The 18,520-nt window shown below is 52.1% G+C and carries 16 protein-coding genes; 13 read left to right on the forward strand and 3 right to left on the reverse strand.

Features of this window, described 5'->3' with window-relative positions; genetic code table 11:
* Positions 1 to 7: 7 nt before the first annotated feature.
* The gene (locus BS639_RS01360; protein ID WP_084982037.1) at positions 8 to 724 is read right to left on the reverse strand and encodes an HAD-IIA family hydrolase; all 717 of its coding nucleotides are present in this window, start codon (positions 722 to 724) and stop codon (positions 8 to 10) included.
* A 161-nt stretch (positions 725 to 885) separates the two neighbouring features.
* Here BS639_RS01360 and BS639_RS01365 point away from each other — a divergent pair, with 161 nt between their 5' ends.
* The 7 genes from BS639_RS01365 (at position 886) to BS639_RS01395 (ending at position 8,795) form a co-directional block, all read left to right on the forward strand.
* The gene (locus BS639_RS01365; protein ID WP_158086913.1) at positions 886 to 1,764 is read left to right on the forward strand and encodes a metallophosphoesterase family protein; all 879 of its coding nucleotides are present in this window, start codon (positions 886 to 888) and stop codon (positions 1,762 to 1,764) included.
* Positions 1,757 to 2,680 (forward strand): ABC transporter permease, encoded by a 924-nt coding sequence (locus tag BS639_RS01370; RefSeq protein WP_084982039.1) that lies wholly within the window; start codon positions 1,757 to 1,759, stop codon positions 2,678 to 2,680. The genes BS639_RS01365 and BS639_RS01370 overlap by 8 nt, the downstream gene beginning before the upstream one ends.
* Positions 2,677 to 3,594, forward strand: coding sequence for an ABC transporter permease (locus tag BS639_RS01375; protein ID WP_084982040.1), 918 nt, complete (start codon positions 2,677 to 2,679; stop codon positions 3,592 to 3,594). Before BS639_RS01370 ends, BS639_RS01375 begins: the two co-directional genes overlap by 4 nt.
* 78 nt (positions 3,595 to 3,672) lie before the next feature.
* On the forward strand, positions 3,673 to 5,226 hold the full coding sequence (locus BS639_RS01380; RefSeq protein ID WP_055783393.1) for an ABC transporter substrate-binding protein: 1,554 nt from the start codon (positions 3,673 to 3,675) through the stop codon (positions 5,224 to 5,226).
* 34 nt (positions 5,227 to 5,260) lie between these two features.
* Positions 5,261 to 7,063, forward strand: coding sequence for an ABC transporter ATP-binding protein (locus BS639_RS01385; RefSeq protein ID WP_084982041.1), 1,803 nt, complete (start codon positions 5,261 to 5,263; stop codon positions 7,061 to 7,063).
* A 169-nt stretch (positions 7,064 to 7,232) separates the two neighbouring features.
* Complete coding sequence (locus BS639_RS01390) at positions 7,233 to 8,189, forward strand: alpha/beta hydrolase (RefSeq protein WP_084982101.1); 957 nt, start codon at positions 7,233 to 7,235, stop codon at positions 8,187 to 8,189.
* Between the two features lie 102 nt (positions 8,190 to 8,291).
* On the forward strand, positions 8,292 to 8,795 hold the full coding sequence (locus BS639_RS01395; protein ID WP_055783408.1) for a GNAT family N-acetyltransferase: 504 nt from the start codon (positions 8,292 to 8,294) through the stop codon (positions 8,793 to 8,795).
* Positions 8,796 to 8,812: 17 nt separating this feature from the next.
* On the opposite strand, the gene BS639_RS01400 is transcribed toward BS639_RS01395, so the two are convergent.
* On the reverse strand, positions 8,813 to 9,400 hold the full coding sequence (locus tag BS639_RS01400) for a PNPOx family protein (protein ID WP_206601141.1): 588 nt from the start codon (positions 9,398 to 9,400) through the stop codon (positions 8,813 to 8,815).
* 391 nt (positions 9,401 to 9,791) lie between these two features.
* On the opposite strand from BS639_RS01400, the gene rbsK reads away from it, so the two are divergent.
* The 3 genes from rbsK to BS639_RS01415 are packed head-to-tail and all read left to right on the forward strand — an operon-like array spanning position 9,792 to position 13,061.
* Positions 9,792 to 10,706, forward strand: coding sequence for a ribokinase (gene rbsK / locus BS639_RS01405; protein WP_055783411.1), 915 nt, complete (start codon positions 9,792 to 9,794; stop codon positions 10,704 to 10,706).
* A 13-nt stretch (positions 10,707 to 10,719) separates the two neighbouring features.
* Positions 10,720 to 12,045, forward strand: a complete 1,326-nt coding sequence (gene fucP, locus BS639_RS01410) for an L-fucose:H+ symporter permease (RefSeq protein WP_055783414.1) — start codon at positions 10,720 to 10,722, stop codon at positions 12,043 to 12,045.
* Positions 12,042 to 13,061, forward strand: coding sequence for an aldose 1-epimerase family protein (locus tag BS639_RS01415; RefSeq protein WP_084982042.1), 1,020 nt, complete (start codon positions 12,042 to 12,044; stop codon positions 13,059 to 13,061). Before fucP ends, BS639_RS01415 begins: the two co-directional genes overlap by 4 nt.
* A 33-nt stretch (positions 13,062 to 13,094) precedes the next feature.
* On the opposite strand, the gene prpR is transcribed toward BS639_RS01415, so the two are convergent.
* Positions 13,095 to 14,732, reverse strand: a complete 1,638-nt coding sequence (gene prpR, locus BS639_RS01420; protein ID WP_084982043.1) for a propionate catabolism operon regulatory protein PrpR — start codon at positions 14,730 to 14,732, stop codon at positions 13,095 to 13,097.
* A gap of 283 nt (positions 14,733 to 15,015) precedes the next feature.
* Between prpR and prpB the strand changes: the two genes are divergently transcribed.
* The 3 genes from prpB to BS639_RS01435 are packed head-to-tail and all read left to right on the forward strand — an operon-like array spanning position 15,016 to position 18,513.
* Positions 15,016 to 15,906 carry a methylisocitrate lyase gene (gene prpB, locus BS639_RS01425; protein ID WP_084982044.1) on the forward strand — a complete coding sequence of 297 codons (891 nt, stop codon included), beginning with the start codon at positions 15,016 to 15,018 and terminating at the stop codon, positions 15,904 to 15,906.
* A 1-nt stretch (position 15,907) separates the two neighbouring features.
* Positions 15,908 to 17,050: a bifunctional 2-methylcitrate synthase/citrate synthase gene (gene prpC / locus BS639_RS01430; RefSeq protein ID WP_055783426.1), complete on the forward strand. Its 1,143-nt coding sequence runs from the start codon at positions 15,908 to 15,910 to the stop codon at positions 17,048 to 17,050.
* A gap of 8 nt (positions 17,051 to 17,058) precedes the next feature.
* The gene (locus tag BS639_RS01435) at positions 17,059 to 18,513 is read left to right on the forward strand and encodes a bifunctional 2-methylcitrate dehydratase/aconitate hydratase (RefSeq protein WP_084982045.1); all 1,455 of its coding nucleotides are present in this window, start codon (positions 17,059 to 17,061) and stop codon (positions 18,511 to 18,513) included.
* Positions 18,514 to 18,520 lie beyond the last annotated feature (7 nt).

Raw genomic sequence — 18,520 nt, forward strand, 5'->3', positions numbered from 1 at the left:
CTGTTTCCTATTTTCCTTGCGTCAGGGCCGCAGGCTCGCGGATTTGTCCATTAACCACATGCCTGAACGCCATGTTTAATCGCTTCGCACCCAGCCCATCAGTTTGAAGATTATCACCAATCATTACCGCCTGTTCAGGCAGGACGTTGAGTTTGGCGCAGGCCATTTGAAACAGCACCGGCTCGGGCTTGCCAATCACCGTAGCCTGGCAATGTCCGGCGCAGCTAATGATCGCCGCGGCCAGTGCGCCGGTTTCGGGCACGGGTTCACCGTTGGGACCCGGATGGCTAACATCAGGTGCGGCGACATAAAGAGCAGCACCCTGGCGTATGGCGTTGGCGGCTAACGCAATTTTAGCGTATGAAAACTGACGATCGCGCGTCACTAACACCAAATCAGGCCGATGGCTTTCCAGCACCAGGCCTTTATTGCGCGCGTAGCGTTGCAGGGCCGGGCTGCCAATCAGGAGCAACGTCGCCCCTGGGAAGTCAATGGCCAACCTGTCAATTGCCGTGGTTCCCGCCAATACAATATTGTCTGCATCCACTTTCAGACCCAGCCTCTTCAAGCGGCGTGAAAGCTGCTGTGGCGTGTGTTCAGCATTATTTGACACCAGCATATACCGACCTTTGACCTGTTCAAGCAACCATAGTGCATCGGGCAGTAGTTGGTTGCCGCTTATTAACGTTCCATCTAAATCAATAAGATAACCTTTGGCATTCATCTAAAGTGGGTTCTCGTCAGTCAGTTCTGATAGCGCTTAGCCTGTACTGAGGAAGTCTCAGTGTCAATCTAAAATAAAATGAGATTGTTTCATAAAATTGTCACATCCGTGGTTTAGAAATTAATCCATACCCCGAATGACAGAGACATCAGGAGCCTATTTTGAAAATTGCCATTGTTACCGATATCCACCACGGCCCGACCTCACACAATAAAGAAGCCGGGTGGAACAGCCTGGATGCGCTGCGTAAAGTCATTGACTGTGCCATGGAAGAGCAGGTTGATCTGTTGCTTGACCTAGGTGACCACATCTCTGACACCAGCACAGAGGCAGATTATATTGTCGCTACCGAAGTGGCTGAGGTGTTCAAAACCTTTCCAGGCCAACGCGTACATGTCATGGGTAATCATGATGTTGCCAATCTAGACGTGGCGGATAACGAGGCCATTTATGGCGAGTCGATGCAAAGCCGCGTGGTCGATCTAGGCGTCTGTCGGCTGATTGTGTGGCAACCCCGCGTAGAGATAACCATGGGCATTGGATTACCGGCGGCAGAACCGAGTCTTGCCTGGCTGGTTGCCGCGCTGAACGCCGATGAGCGTCCGGCAATTATTGCCACCCACGTGCCGCTTTCAGGCCACTCGCAGACGGGTAATTACTATTTCGAAAACAACCCCAAGTATGCCAGCTATCCCGACCATCAGCGTGTGCGTCAAGCAGTAGAAGCCACCGGCAAAGCGGCGCTGTGGCTCTCCGGGCACGTGCATTGGAATACGGTGACGCAGATTAACAACCTGCCGCATATCACGATTCAGTCACTCAGTGAGCGTTTTACCACTTTTCCAAAAACGGCGGAAAGCTGGGCACTGCTGACGTTGACGGATAACGAACTGAGTCTTGAGGTGCGCGGTAATGATCCATTTTATGTCCGTCTCCCTTTCAACCGTTCAGGCGATAAACCTTGGATAACACCGACTCATACCTGGACAGCGGCCGATTTTGCCGATTTTGTCACCGGTCAGGAGCAGGAAGATGCTTGAATACCTTGCCCGGCGGCTTTCCGGTGGTTTCCTCACGCTGTGCATCATCGTGACGGTGGTGTTTTTCGCCACCCGCCTGTCAGGAAATGCGGCGGATTATGTTTTACCGCCGGGCATGGATGCGGCATCGCGTGTTGCCATGAGTCAGCAGTTTGGCCTTGACCACTCCGCTGGGGTGCAGTTTCAAAAATACCTGTCAGGTTTAGTGCAGGGAAATTTTGGCATCAGTTTTGTTGAACGTCGCCCGGTGACGGATATTTTCGCCGAGCGTCTTCCCAATACGCTGATCTTGTTCGCTATCGCCTTAATATTTTCAGTGGTGGTCGGTGGTGCGCTGGGGATTGTGGCGGCAATGACGCGAGGGAAAGCCTTGGCTTCATTGATTATGGGCTGTGCATTTTTAGGCTATGCCACGCCAAACTTTGTTCTCGCCATTCTGATGATCCTGCTGTTTTCGTTGAAATTGCATTGGCTGCCGAGTTCGGGATCGTCCAGCGCGTTGCACTTTGTCATGCCTGCGTTGGTGCTGTCGGCACTCATGGTTGCAGAAATACTGCGCTTTATGCGCAACGCGATGCTGGACGTGCTTTCGCAGGATTATATCCGCACCGCGCGGGCTAAAGGGATACCCGCATGGAAGGTCGTGACCCGTCATGCGTTACGCAATGCCGCTATTCCAGTGATCACCGTGATTAGCCTGCAAATTGCCGGGCTGGTAGGGCGCTGCGTGCTGGTTGAAGCCATTTTTGCGACGAAAGGCATCGGCGATTTAATTGTCAAAGCCGCGATTGCCCGCGACTATCCGGTGCTGCAATTTGGCGTAATTGTGATGGCGACTATCGTCCTGGTGATGTCGGTGCTGGTGGATCTGCTTTATGCATTAATTGACCCGCGGATAAAGGTGACACAATCATGAGTGATTCAACAATGTCTGATACCCCGCAACGGGTGCGTGCTCAATCCACCGTCAAACCGGTGCCAGTGAATGCCTTGCGCGCTTTTTGGCAGCGTATGTCGTGGAGATTTCGCCTCTATCTGTTGGCGTTGTTTTGTCTGCTGCTGCTGGCATTACTGGCTCAGGTGATTGCTCCCTTTGACCCTGATGCGCAGTCGTTGTTATCCCGCCTGCGTCCGCCGATGGGCTTTGACCACGCGCTGGCTACACATCCGCTCGGCACCGATGAACTGGGAAGAGACGTGCTGTCGCGTACCTTGTACGGCTTGCAGTTTACTTTACTGATTGCGCTGGTGGGCAGCACGTTAAGTCTGATTGTTGGCGTAGTCTGCGGCGTTATTGCCGGATTTTTTGCCGGACGGACCGGTGTGTTGCTCGTGGCGGCGATGGATTTTCAGATGGCCGTGCCGTTTACTCTGGTGGCTTTGCTTACCGTTGCGCTATTGGGCAGCAGCCTTCCGGTTATCGTCACGGTGATTGGACTCTCTGGTTGGGAAGTGTATGCCCGAGTTGTCAGAGCGCAGGTACTGATCGTTTGCCGACAGCCTTTTATTGAAGCGGCTCGCGCGGCCGGGGCCTCACCGCTGCGTATTCTGCTGCGCCATGTTCTGCCGAACGTCTCATCACAAATCGTGGTTGTCTGGACCATGACTTTCCCAGCGCTGATTTTACTGGAGTCCTCACTCTCTTTTCTTGGATTAGGCGTCCAGCCGCCAACGGCAACGCTGGGGTCGATGGTCGGCTTTGGCCGTGATTATCTCGCCTCCAGCCCGTGGATTGCGCTGGTGCCGTCGCTGGTGATTATGGCGCTCTCGCTGCTGGTCTTATTGGTTGGCGAAGGGCTGCGTGACCAAATGGACGTCAGGCTGCGTTAAATCAGACTTTTTATTCAAATATTGTAAGGGGCCGTCACGGCTCCTCGGATCACTACATCTCACTATCAGGAAAATATTATGTCCATCAGGCCACTGTTGTTGAGTTTTTCTGCTCTGCTGTTCTCTTTACCGACCTTTGCTGCACAATTACATGTGGCAACGATGACGCTGCCGCCGTTCCTCGATCCCGGCAAAGACTTTGGCAATACCGGATCGCAGATTTACTACAACAGCTTCGATCCGTTGATAGAAAAGGATTACAGCAAATCGACGGCAAGCTTTAAGCCAGGCCTTGCCATCAGTTGGAAAACCATTTCGCCGACGGTGTATGAAGTCAAAATCCGTCAGGGCGTTAAATTCCAAAACGGCGATCCGATGACGGTAGACGACGTCGTTTTCACCTTCGAACGTATTTTGCAGGACATGACGCCAGAATTCGCCGGTATTCATAAGCAGTTTTTCAGTAATTTCAGCAAAGTAGAGGCGATTGATGCTGACACAGTGCGGTTTACGACCTTTAAACCGGAGCCGCTGTTTGAAACACTGCTCAATACCTCTGAGTCCTCTATTGTGCCAAAAAAATACATCATGGGACTGAGTGGTGACCACAACAAGCTCGAAAGCAGTGATTTTGACGCCTTCGCGCTTAAGCCGATTGGCACCGGGCCTTATCAAATAACCGACTTCCATCCAGGTCAAAGTTTGACGTGGGTTAAATTTAAGGGTTTTTACGGCACGCCCGCACCTTACGATAAAATTACCGTGCGCAGTATTCCTGAGACGGCCACTCGCATGGCGGCATTGGCCAATAACGAGGTCGATCTGGTGACCAACGTGGCCCCCGATCAGTTGGCCGGGATTAGCGCCAATCCAAACCTCAAAACCGTCGGAGCCGTGACACCGCTGTTCCATATCGTTTTCTTTAATACCCACAATCCGGCATTGAAGGACAAGCGCATCCGCCAAGCGCTGAGTCTGGCAATCGATCGTAACCTGCTCAATGAAGCCTTGTGGCAGGGCAAAGCGGTGGTGCCTTCCACCCATACTTTCCCGCAGTACGGCCCGCTTTATATGCCTGAGTTGAAAACCTTTGAATACAATCCGGAAAAGGCAAAAGCGTTGCTGAAAGCTGCGGGTTATAACGGAGAACCTATTCGCTATGATACCGATGCCGCTTATTACACCAATGGTTTATTGGCAGCACAGGCAATCAAAGAGATGTGGGCGGCGGTAGGTGTCAAAATGAACCTGAATATTACCGAAAAATGGACCGCGGATGACGCCGATATGCAGTCCCGCAACTGGTCAAACCCGATGTATTTTGCTGACCCTGCCGGTTCATTTGGCATCATGTGGGCGCCACACGGCGCAGGCACCGAATCGACCTGGTCGACCACCCCGGCCTATGACCAGATGTGGGAGCGCTTCCGTTATTCCACTGACGTCGCAGTGCGTAAACAGGCTTACAAAGAGATGATGGATTACGTCAAAGAAGAGGCACCGTTTATTCCTCTCTACCAGCCTTACGAGTCTTACGGTATGCGCAAAAATCTCGACTGGAAGCCATTGCCGGGGCACATTCCTTACGTTCTCGACTTCCGCGCTGGCGCATTGCCGTCGCCGTCGGTCTAACTGTGGCAACACGTGCCCGTATTGAGGTAAGAAAATGAACGATAACGCACTGTTGACGGTAAAGGATCTGCGAGTCAGCTTCTCGGCGAAACGCGGCAAAACTGTCGCAGTGAAAGACCTCAGTTTTTCCTTGTCTATCGGGGAATGTGTCGCCCTGGTGGGGGAGTCCGGTTCAGGTAAGTCGGTGACGGCGATGACTTTGCTCGGCCTGACGCTCTTTAACGGCGGGCAGGTGGAGCAGGGCCAGATTACGTTTCAGCGTCGTGACGGCGTGAGTGTCAGTTTGTTGCAACAGTCGGAACGTCAGTGGGAAAATCTGCGGGGTGATCAGATAGCGATGATTTTTCAGGAGCCGATGACCAGCCTGAATCCGCTGTTTACCGTGGGTGAGCAGATTGCCGAGGTGTTGAGACAACATCGTGGAATAAGCAATAAGCAGGCTAAAGCGCAGGCTATTACACTGTTGGAACGCGTGCGCATCCCGCAGGCTGAAACGCGCTATGCTCAGTATCCGCACGAAATATCGGGAGGGATGCGTCAACGTGTGGCGATTGCCATGGCGCTGGCCTGTGCCCCTCGGCTGCTGATCGCCGATGAACCCACAACCGCACTGGATGTGACGGTTCAGGCACAAATTCTTGATCTGATTCAGGATATTGCACGAGAGTCGCAGATGGCGGTGCTGTTTATCACGCACGATATGGGCGTAGTCGCGCAGGTGGCCGATCGGGTTATCGTCATGCGTCACGGTGAAAAGGTGGAAGAACAGCCGGTTGCCAGCTTATTTAGCCATCCACAGGCGGCCTACACTCGCCAATTGTTGGACGCCGTACCGCGACTGGGCGATATGCGGGGCATGGCCTCACCGCGGGGTTTTGGCGAGTTCGCGCCCAGCAGCAAGGTCATTCAGTCTTCGCTGCGTCCTTTACTTGATGTCCGTCATTTAAGTGCCCGATTCCCGGTACATAAAGGGCTGCTACAGCGCCACGTTGCGAACGTTCACGCCGTTGAGGACGTCTCATTTTCCATCTCAGCGGGTGAAACGCTGGCGCTGGTGGGGGAGTCAGGCAGTGGAAAGTCCACCACCGGCCGAGCCGTTCTACAGTTGATTCAGGCACAAAGCGGCAGCGTGGAGCTGGAAGGACAGGAGTTACGCACGTTGAGCGGAGGCCGTCTGCAGGCGCGTCGCCGTGATATGCAGATTATTTTTCAGGACCCTTACGCTGCGTTGGATCCCCGCTTGCGAGTTTTCGACCAGTTGGCAGAACCTCTCCGCATCCACGGCATGGTTAAAGAAAGCGAGCTGCCTGCACGGCTTCATGCCCTTTTGGCGAGGGTTGAACTGCCGGCAGAATTTCTTACCCGCTATCCCCACGAAATGTCGGGGGGCCAGCGCCAGCGACTGTGTATCGCCCGCGCCCTGACGCTGGCACCCAAAATCATTATTGCCGATGAGCCGGTTTCCGCGCTTGATGTCTCCATTCAGGCCCAAGTAATTAACCTGATGATAGAGTTACAGCGCGATCTGGGACTTTCTTATCTGTTCATCTCTCATGACATGGCGGTGGTTGAGCGCATTAGCCACCGCGTCGCGGTGATGTGCCGGGGAAGAATTGTCGAGATAGGTCCGCGCGAGAATATTTTTGCGTCCCCGCAACATCCGTATACTCAGGCATTATTGGCGGCGGTTCCTGAAGCAGACCCCGCTCGACGGCGAACCGTCTCGCCAAAAGCCACTCAGCTTGCGACGCCGGTCTATCCTAAAAATCACCGACAGGAAGTCTCACATTATCGCGAAGTGTCACCGGGACATCGGGTGTTGGTGAATACTTTTTAAAGGCAAAAATCCCCTCAGCGCAGGAGGGGATACAATTTAGGCTATCAATAAGAGCATTCAGTTTGTAATTAATTATTATTCTCATTATAGTTTGCCTTTTCATTTCTATTCGTTAACACAGGAGGTGTTAATTATCATGGTAGATGATACTTCTCTTAAGAAATTATCGATGAATCACTGGGCCTATTGTTGGAATAATCAACGGAAGGCGATACGCCTGGCCGCATTTATATTCCCCCTCTTTTACGCTGCAAACGGTTATTGCAGACCCGATATGACGCCTTTAGGACCCAATATCGCCGATAAAGGGTCTTCTTTTTACCATTTCTCGGTAAGTACCTTCGATTCTGAGGACGGTAAAAGGCACTACAAGGTGTGGACCGGTGTACCCAATAAACACCCCCCTGCGTCAGGCTATGCGGTGCTTTATATGCTGGACGGAAACGCGGTTATGGATCGGCTTTCTGATGCATTTTTAAATAAACTAACGTTGGAAACGCCACCCGTACTTATTGTCATCGGGTATCAAACCGTTAAACCTTTTGAGCTGACTGCCAGAACCTATGATTACACTCCGCCGCTAAGAGAAAACGACGGTGAGGTAGGTCATGGAGAAATACAGGGGCGAAAAAGCGGTGGTAGCCCTTACTTCCGTCGCCTGCTTGAAGAGACCATTGCACCCAAAGCAGAAAAAGGTCTTTCAATCGATGCCCATAAAAGGGCGATATGGGGGCATTCCTATGGCGGGCTGTTTGTTTTGGACTCTTTTGTAAACTCTACGTTTTTTAACGGCTACTATTCTGCCAGCCCTTCACTGAACAGTGATTATATTGTGTTACTCAGCAGGTTAGAAAAGATAAATACAGCCCACTTCCCTCATAAGCAGCTCTATTTTATGGAGGGAAGCGCAGCACCCAGAAAAAAAGCTGACGGTGAAGAAGCTTCTGCCGTACTTAACCAAGTACGCAGCACACTTTCCTCTCTAAACCATGAAGGTCTTGCCGCCACATTTTGGGCTTATCCTGGACTCAGCCACGGTGAAATGTTCAACGTCTCGTTTCAGCGCGCTTTGTTAACGATGGCGGCGGATAACGTAGAGAAACAACCCCTGCCTCCGCTGCAATAATCACTTACGTTACCTCCCGTTTCCCGCTTGTTAAAAAAGAGCCGTTAGCATTTAATCAGTTGGGAAAAGTTCAGCCATAAATAATTAAACAGGGAGATTTTGATGAGTTCACTTATTCGTCTGGCCACGCTGGAAGATGCCAAGGCAATCAGTACGTTGGCAATTACTACCTTCCACATGGCTTGTCCTGCAAGCACGCCTGCGGAAGATATAAAAAGCTATATTGAAAATAATCTGCAAGTTGAATGCTTTGAAAATCTTCTTCAGTCATCCCAAAAGAAACTTCACGTTCTGGAATTTGAGGGTCGGATCATTGGTTACAGTATGTTGAGTCTTGCACCTGAACCGGTTGGGATCCCGAAGGCTGATGGAATAGCAGAGCTTACGCGTTGTTATGTCCTGGCGGAGTTTCATGGTGCAGGGTATGCACAAAAGCTGGTCAGCGCTACGCTGCAAAGTATTTCCGGTGGGGTAAGACTGCTGGTGAATGACGAGAACGATCGCGCGATCAAATTTTACACTCGCCAGGGATTTAGCCCGGTGGGAGAGACGTCTTTCTATGTCGGTCAAGATAAGCATCGCGATTTGGTGATGGTTAATTTCTAGGCCTTTACGGCCGAAGATTACGGATTAATCCACCGGTGGCTGGTGGTTATCCCCTTATCGTTATAGGTCAGTCGTGCTCGGCGGTTGTTCTCTCTTTGCAACTGGTACCAGTCCAGCACGCTGACTCGCAGTATTATCACGCCGAAATGGACCTTCCCCTCAGCTTCATCAGTCGATATTAACGACGCCTGCTCATCGGCAGTATCAGCAGGCTGTTCGTTACCGGGAGGTCCACCCGCGTAGGTACGGCGCGTATGGGCAGGTATTTTGCTCCATGCGGTTATCGCCACAGGACTTCCAAAACCATGCAGTTCCGCCATTCCCTGAAGACGCAGCTGCAACCGCGTCTCGCCGCAGTAGCCAAGCGCAGTCACCTGTGAATTAGCAGATATCTCCAGCCATTTTGGACTGCGTACATCGGTATGAAACTCCAGCACGCACGTTAATCGGTCAGCGCGTCGTAAAACGACCGTGCGTGCCTGAGGTCTGCCCTCGCCATCGACTGAACAGAGATTCAGGAACCTAAAACTTGCATTCGGAGTGCGGGTCGCTGTTTCAAGCTTTGCCCAGGCCGACGCATTAATATCCTCTAGTTTTATCAACATAGCGTGCTCCCGTTGTTCGTGCTTGCAGGGGGATGCAGTTCACTATTATCTCCCTTCTTGCTGATATTTTCCTGTCTATTGTTAAGGCAACATAGGGCAGATGTTGACTGCCTGCAAATGCTTTCGAAGCCTCGTATCTCTCAATAGCCCTCCAGAAATTTCTTTTCAGGTATGCCGGTCATCCGCTTAAATCGCCTAAAAAGCGCACTTATTGCTCGGTGGGAAAATTCAATTGTTAAAATAGTAACATTTCTTGTTGCGGTTTATTCTCAGTAAATTCGCACTTGTTGGGATTAAAAGAGTGCGATTAATGTCACGTATTTAACATGAATTGGCTGCTATTGTTATTTCTACAACATTTAATGATTTTTAATTTTTCAGGGGAGAAGTGATGGACATTGCCGTCATTGGTTCGAATATGGTCGACCTTATTACTTACACGAATACGATGCCTAAAGCCGGTGAAACCCTAGAGGCACCTGATTTTGCACTCGGCTGCGGCGGCAAGGGAGCTAACCAGGCCGTAGCTGCCGCCAAACTGGGTGCGAAGGTCATGATGGTGAGCAAAGTGGGGGAAGATATCTTTGCCGAAAATACGGTGAAGAACTTGCAGCAATACGGCGTTGATGCTCGACACGTCACCGTTGCGCCTGGTACGTCCAGCGGCGTAGCGCCCATTTTTGTCGATGACCAGTCGCAAAACCGCATTCTGATTATCAAAGGTGCAAATGCCAAGCTTTCTGCTGCTGATATCGATGCCGCCGCCGAACAGTTAAAAGCCTGTAGCCTGATCGTTTTACAGCTCGAAATACCGCTGCCAACCGTATATTACGCCATCGATTTTGCTCGCCAACATGGCATCAAAGTGATCCTTAATCCCGCACCCGCTGTTGCAGGTCTGGATATCGACTACGCCTGCCAGTGCGAATTCTTTATGCCCAACGAAACCGAATTGGAAATTCTCACCGGCTTACCGACCAGCACCGACGAAGAAGTGCTGCGCGCCGGACAAATGCTGCTGGGACGTGGGCTGAAAAACTTAATCATTACTTTAGGCAATCGCGGTTCCGTATGGATGCAGGGCGATACCGTGCACCGGATTGACCCCACGGTGGTGCAGGCCGTTGATACCAGCGGTGCCGGCGATGCTTTCATCGGCTGCTTCGCCCACTATTGGGTTCAACATGGCGACATTGCCAAGGCCATGCAGTCTGCATCCGCCTATGCCGCTTGCAGTGTCACCCAGCGGGGCACCCAGCGCTCCTACCCAGATGCCGAGACTTTTCAGCGTTTTCTCACCGCTTAATTGAGGATTCACCATGCACTCGAACATTATTCAGCAGCCCGACGGATACTTAAATAAAACCCCACTGTTGCAGTTTATTTTGCTGTCATGCCTGTTCCCGCTGTGGGGCTGCGCCGCCAGTCTAAACGATATTTTGATCACCCAGTTCAAAAGCGTGTTTGAGCTGAGCGACTTCGCCAGTGCGCTGGTACAAAGTGCTTTTTACGGCGGCTATTTCCTGATTGCCATTCCCGCGTCTTTGGTTATTCGCAGCAGCAGCTACAAAATAGCCATTTTGCTCGGGCTCGCGCTGTACATCGTCGGGTGCGTACTGTTTTATCCCGCGTCGCATATGGCCACATACACCATGTTTCTGGCGGCCATTTTTGCCATTGCTATTGGTCTGAGCTTCCTTGAAACGGCAGCGAATACCTACAGTTCGATGATTGGCCATCGCGACTACGCCACGCTGCGTCTTAATATCAGCCAGACTTTTTATCCGGTTGGCGCGCTGATGGGCATCGTGTTGGGTAAATACCTGGTATTTCAGGACGGTGAAAGCCTGCATCGCCAAATGGCCGGTCTCAATGCTGACCAACTGCATCAGTTCAAACTGAATATGTTGGAACATACGCTGGAGCCTTATAAATATCTGGTGATGGTATTAGTCGTTGTTATGGTGCTGTTCCTGCTAACGCGCTATCCACGCTGCAAGCCTGAAACCGTAGATAAAAAGCTGCCAAGCCTGAGTGAGACGTTCAGCTATCTGGCGAAAAATCGCCACTTTAAGCGCGGCATTATTACCCAGTTCATTTATGTCGGTATGCAGGTGGCTGTCTGGTCCTTTACTATCCGCCTGGCGCTAAACTTAGGTGCGGCCAATGAGCGTCACGCCTCCAACTTTATGATTTACAGTTTTATCTGCTTCTTTATCGGCAAGTTTGTCGCCAACTTCCTGATGACTCGCTTTCGTGCCGAAAAAGTGCTGATTGCCTACTCCATCGTGGGTGTTGCCACGCTGCTTTATGTGATGCTGGTCCCGAACTTCACGGCGGTGTATGCGGCAGTGTTCGTCAGCGTGTTGTTCGGACCCTGCTGGGCAACCATTTATGCCGGTACACTTTCTACCGTGGACAATAAATATACTGAAGTCGCCGGTGCGTTTATCGTGATGGCCATCGTCGGTGCCGCCTTCATTCCGGCGCTGCAAGGTCTGGTCTCTGACCATACGGGCTCGATGCAGCTGGCGTTTGGCGTTTCATTGCTGTGCTTTGCCTGGGTTGGTTTTTATTTCTGGGGCGAGCTACGTCATAAAAAGCATCCCACCACCACAGGACGTTTAGCGGAGAATGCACAATGAAAACCACGCTGCCACTGACCTCATCAATGTTTACGGAAACGCCTCGGGTTTTACTCACCCACTCACGGTTCAAGGTTACGCTGTTCCGCTACGCTTCAGGCATTGAGGCGGTAAGGCTTGAAAATGAGCGCGGGGCGGTTATCGTCCTGCCTTACTATGGCCAAATGATTTGGGACGCAAGTTTCGACGGGCGCACATTGACGATGGGCAACGGTTTCAAACAGCCGTTGCCCGGCAAGGACATCATCGACACCTATGGCTGCTTTGCCTTCCATTCTGGCCTGCTGGCAAACGGTTGCCCTGCACCGGAAGACGACCATCCGCTGCACGGTGAAATGTCGTGTGCCAAAATGGACAGCGCATGGCTAGAGCTGGACGACGAGAGCCTTACCCTCAGGGGCGAGGTGGAATATATCAAGGGATTTGGCCACCATTATCGTGCTACCCCAGCGGTTACGCTGCTGGCCGAACGTCCACGGTTGCGGATTTCAATGGCGGTGACCAACCTTGCCGGTAAAAACATGCCGCTGCAGTACATGTGCCACATGAACTATGCCTGGGTAGCGAATGGCGTTTTCAGCCAAAGCATTCCTGATGACGCTTTTGTGCTTAGAACCTCGATACCTGCTCACGTGCATCCGACGCCGATCTGGCTGGATTACACGCGTCAGTTGGCGTCTGCACCGTCAAGTTTTGACGGCCTGAACCGACCTGAAATGTGTGACCCAGAAATCGTCTTTTTTGCCGATAATCTGTCGCAGTACGGCGAGAAAGTCAGCTTCAGTGTGACTTCACCCGAGGGCTACGGATTCAGTACCCAGTTTGATACCCGACAGTTTAGCCACGCCACGCGCTGGATATTGAACAATGCCGATCAGCAGGTGGCCGCTTTCGTGCTGCCGGCCACCTGCCGTCCGGAAGGTTTTCTCGCCGCGAAACAGGCCGATACATTGTTAAATCTTGAACCGGGTGAAACGCGTTGCTTTGAAGTAGAAACCGGAATGATTGAGCCATAAAAGGCGTATAACCCGGCTTGTTGGGGCCGGTATTTATTCCCGCTCTTTGCGCAACCTTCGCCATAGCGTGGTGCGGCTAATACCTAAATAATCAGCCGTTGCAGAATGATTACCGGAACATTTTTTCAGCGCCTGCTCGGCCGTAAGCAAGGGCGTCGGCGCTGGTTGTGTTGCAGGCGTGATATCTGCATTTAGCGGTGATTGCGCTAATTCCGGTAATAGCCTCAGCATAAATTCTTTAGTTAATAACCCTTCAGGTGAGGCGCTGAGAAACAGCGCCACGCGCTCCATGAGATTACGTAATTCGCGGATATTTCCCGGCCAGTGATAATCAAGCAGCAGTTCTCGACAGTGATTGATGGCGTTAAGCATCTTCTCCTGCACGGGGGCATTGAGGGCCGCCAGCGATTGTTGTAAATACCACTTCGCCAATAGAATGACATCTTCTTGCCGCTCTCTGAGCGCGGGCAGAGGCAGGCGCAATACGCTGAGGCGATAAAACAGGTCGGAACGAAAGCGCCCCTGTTGCTGCCAGGCATCGAGGTCACAATGCGTGGCGCTAATGACCCGCACATTAATATTAATCGGCCGCTGACCGCCGACCCGCACGACTCTGCGCTCTTCAAGCACGCGTAATAAACGCGTTTGCATCGCGAGTGGCATTTCTCCTATCTCGTCAAGAAAAAGCGTACCGCCGTTTGCCGCCTCAAACAGTCCCGGCCTTCCGCCTCGACGAGAGCCGGTGAACGCACCATCCTCATAGCCAAATAGCTCCGCCTCGAGCAGCGATTCAGTGATAGCCCCGCAGTTAATGGCAATAAAAGGCGCAATTGTCTTCTCCTGACGAGGGTGCCGGAGGGCGATATATTCACGATGCAGCGCCTGCGCCACCCACTCTTTACCGGTACCGGTTTCACCCTGGATTAGCACGGCAGCGGGGGAGCGGGCGTAGAGCAGGACTGTTTGGCGAACCTGCTCCATCGCGGGTGATTCACCCTGTAAGTCGCTGATGTTATGGCGCGTGTGCAGTAAATTTGGTGATGCAAAGGCCTGGCTCTGATGGATCCCCGTACGGGTTGAGCGAGAGAGGTCCAGCGCATCATGGAACGCCTGCCTTACTGAATTGGCGGAATAGACAAACACGCCGATAAGTCCGGCTTCAGTGGTCAAATCGGTGACCATGCCCTGACCGATTATTACCTCGATACCCTTGGCTTTTAACTCATTAATCTGAGCGCGGGCATCCTCTTCTGTAGCATAGCTGCGTTGTTCAATCGGCAAATCGAACACCTGCTGAAATTCAGTCAGCTGAGGTAAGGTGTGCTGGTAAGTAATGATCCCGATTTTCGCACTGATTTTTCGCGCGTTAGCCAATGCCTGCATCACGTCAAAACCGCTGGCCCTAGCGGTAATCACCGGTACCGAGACGCGACTTTTGAGGTAAGCCCCGTTCGAGCCGGAGGAAATAATGACGTCACAGTGCTCGGTGGCCAGCTTTTTCCTAATGAACTGGACGGCCTTTTCAAAACCGTAGGGGACCGGTGTGATGATGGCGCTATCGTCAAATTCCAGGCTGATATCTCGGAAAAGATCGGCAAGACGAGAGATAGACACCGTCCAAATCACCGGCTTATTACCCGCCTCGGTGTTGTAACGCGAAGAGTTCGCCATCCGTTTCCCTTTATTCACTGTTGTAGTTTCAAGCCTGTTTCATCATTGTTTCATTAATCTGCAAATGAAACCTACGTGAACCCTAAGTGAAACATAGCGTGAAAGACGGCGGACGACAATATCGGCAGGGTAAATATTAATGATGACAGTGATGCTGTTTAATTTATTGATATTATTGATTAATTTTATTTGTGTCTGAATTGAGAGCCATGCACCTACCCGTTGGCACCCCTCTTGCTATGTTTAATGGAGACCTTAATCCTCGATTAACAGGCAGGTAACGATGAGCTTATATTCCCCTGGTCGCACCTTCCGCGCGGCCCTGACCCAAGAATCCCCTCTACAGATCGTTGGAACCATTAATGCTAACCACGCCTTGCTGGCGAAACAGGCCGGTTACCAAGCTATTTACCTTTCAGGGGGTGGGGTGGCAGCGGGTTCTCTCGGGCTGCCCGATTTAGGTATTTCTAACCTGGATGACGTGTTAACAGACGTGCGTCGTATTACCGACGTGTGTGATTTACCGCTGTTGGTTGATGCCGATACCGGTTTCGGCTCTTCGGCGTTTAATATCGCCCGCACCGTGAGACAGATAAGCAAAGCCGGTGCGGCGGCGCTGCATATTGAAGATCAGGTCGGCGCGAAACGCTGCGGTCATCGCCCAAATAAAGAAATCGTCAGCACGCAAGAAATGGTCGATCGCATCAAAGCGGCAGTCGATGCGCGTACTGATGAGAATTTCGTCATTATGGCCCGTACCGATGCGCTAGCCGCTGAAGGGCTTGATGCAGCACTTGCCCGCGTTCAGGCCTACGTCGAAGCGGGCGCCGATATGGTATTTCCGGAGGCGGTCACCGAGCTGGAGATGTATGCCGTTTTTGCTAAAACGTCAGGCGTGCCGATTCTGGCTAATCTGACCGAGTTTGGCGTAACGCCCTTGTTTACGCTGGACGAACTGAAAACCGTCGATGTCGCTATGGCGCTGTATCCACTTTCTGCTTTTCGCGCGATGAATAAGGCAGCCGAGCGGCTTTATCGCGGATTGCGGCAGGAAGGCACGCAGAAGCATCTGGTTGATACCATGCAGACCCGTGCGGAACTGTATCAAAGCATTAACTACTACGATTTTGAACAAAAACTGGATCAACTCTTTGCTCAGAAAGAAAGGAGATAAAGTGACTACGTCAACCTTCACCCCTAAAAAATCCGTCGCACTGTCGGGCGTGGTGGCGGGTAATACCGCCCTGTGCACCGTAGGTCGCAGCGGTAACGATCTGCACTATCTTGGCTATGATATTGTCGATTTAGCCCGCTACTGCAAGTTTGAAGAAGTGGCGTATTTGCTGATTTATGGCAAATTGCCCAACGCGGCAGAACTCGCGGCCTACATGCATAAGCTCCGCTCGCGCCGCGGTTTGCCTGCGTCGGTTAAAACCGTATTGGAAGCCTTACCCGCTGCCTCGCACCCGATGGACGTGATGCGCACTGGCGTGTCTGCGCTGGGCTGTACGCTGCCTGAAAAAGATGACCATTCTTTCGCGGGTGCCTGTGATATCGCCGACAGCCTGCTGGCCGCACTCGGTTCGATGCTGCTGTATTGGTACCACTACAGCCATCACGGTAACCGTATTCAGGTCGAAACCGACGATGAATCCATTGGCGGGCATTTCCTGCATTTGCTGCACGGTGAGGCGCCCGACGAACGGTGGATTAAGGCGATGCACACTTCGCTTATCCTTTATGCCGAGCATGAATTTAACGCATCTACCTTTACTGCGCGGGTTATTGCCGGTACCGGATCCGATATTTACTCGGCGATTACCGGCGCTATCGGGGCCTTGCGCGGTAAAAAACACGGCGGTGCCAACGAAGTCGCGCTGGAAATTCAGCAGCGTTACCTCTCTCCCGATGAAGCTGAAAGCGACATTAAAAACCGACTGGCCAATAAAGAAGTGGTGATTGGCTTCGGGCATCCAGTCTATACCTTGGCCGACCCGCGCCATAGCGTGATCAAACAGGTTGCCCAAGCGCTTTCACAGCAGGCGGGTGACGGGAAAATCTTTGATATTGCCAGCCGTCTAGAAACGGTGATGTGGGATGAGAAAAAGATGTTCCCCAACTTGGACTGGTTCTCTGCCGTGGCTTATCACCAAATGGGCATACCAACCGCGATGTTTACGCCACTTTTTGTAATGGCCCGCACCAGCGGATGGGCGGCACATATTATCGAACAGCGTAAAGACAATAAAATCATCCGACCGGCGGCGCATTATATCGGTCCCGATGATTTGCCTTTTATTCCACTGGATAAACGTTAAGGAACTTTATGTCTTCTTCACACAACGTGTTGGCCCGACAGCCGTATGACGCCGCGATAGTGGATATTGTCGATTACGTCATGCAGTATAAAATCAGCTCTCAAAAAGCTTACGAAACCGCACATTATTGCCTGCTTGATACGCTGGGTTGCGGGCTGGAAGCGCTGGAATATCCGGCGTGTAAAAAGCTGTTGGGGCCGATAGTACCCGGCACAGTGGTGCCGCACGGGGCGAGAGTGCCCGGCACGCAGTTTCAGCTTGACCCGGTGCAGGCGGCGTTTAATATCGGCACGATGATCCGCTGGCTGGATTTTAATGACACCTGGCTGGCGGCCGAGTGGGGCCATCCTTCCGATAATCTCGGCGGCGTGTTGGCTACCGCCGACTGGCTTTCACGCACCGCCGTGGCAGCGGGCAAAGCACCGTTAACCCTGCATCACGTATTGACCGGTATGATTAAGGCGCATGAGATCCAAGGCTGTCTGGCATTGGAAAATGCCTTTAATCGGGTCGGGCTGGACCACGTCCTGCTGGTTAAGGTGGCCTCAACGGCAGTAGTGGCCGAGATGCTCGGCTTGGCGCGTGAAGAAATTTTGAGTGCCGTATCCAATGCCTGGATAGACGGGCAATCGCTGCGCACCTATCGCCATGCGCCAAATGCAGGCTCACGTAAGTCTTGGGCGGCGGGCGATGCGACTTCACGGGCCGTGCGTTTGGCCCTGATGGCCAAAACCGGTGAGATGGGGTATCCCTCGGCGTTAACCGCCCAAACTTGGGGCTTCTATGATGTGCTGTTTAACGGCAAACCGTTCCAGTTTCAGCGGCCCTATGGCAGTTATGTGATGGAAAACGTGCTGTTCAAGATCTCATTCCCTGCCGAGTTCCATGCTCAGACGGCGGTTGAAGCGGCTATCACGGTGCAAAAAAAATTGCTGCGGGCGGGGAAGGGCGTTGACGACATTAAGGCCATCACTATTCGCACCCACCAGGCCTGCATTCGTATTATCGACAAACAGGGGCCATTGAATAATCCGGCCGATCGCGACCACTGTATTCAATATATGGTGGCCGTTCCGCTGATATTCGGGCGTTTGACCGCCGGAGATTATGAGGACGCTGTTGCCGCTGATTCGCGTATCGACGCGCTGCGGGAAAAAATAACCTGTGTTGAGGACCTGAGATTGACTCAGGACTACCATGATCCGCAAAAACGGGCGATCGGTAATGGTATTAGTGTCGAATTTAACGACGGTAGCCAACTCGACGAGGTGCTGGTGGAATATCCGATTGGCCACGCCCGCCGCCGTCAGGAAGGTATTCCGCTGTTGATTGAGAAATTCAAAATTAATTTGGCCCGCCAGTTCCCTGAAAAACAGCAGCAGCGTATCCTCAACGCCTCGCTGGATCGGGAGAAACTCGAGCAGATGGCGGTGAATGAGTATCTGGATTTGTATGTAATTTAAGTTTTCT

This window comes from Rouxiella silvae, from assembly GCF_002093625.1.
In the GTDB taxonomy this organism is placed as follows: domain Bacteria; phylum Pseudomonadota; class Gammaproteobacteria; order Enterobacterales; family Enterobacteriaceae; genus Rouxiella; species Rouxiella silvae.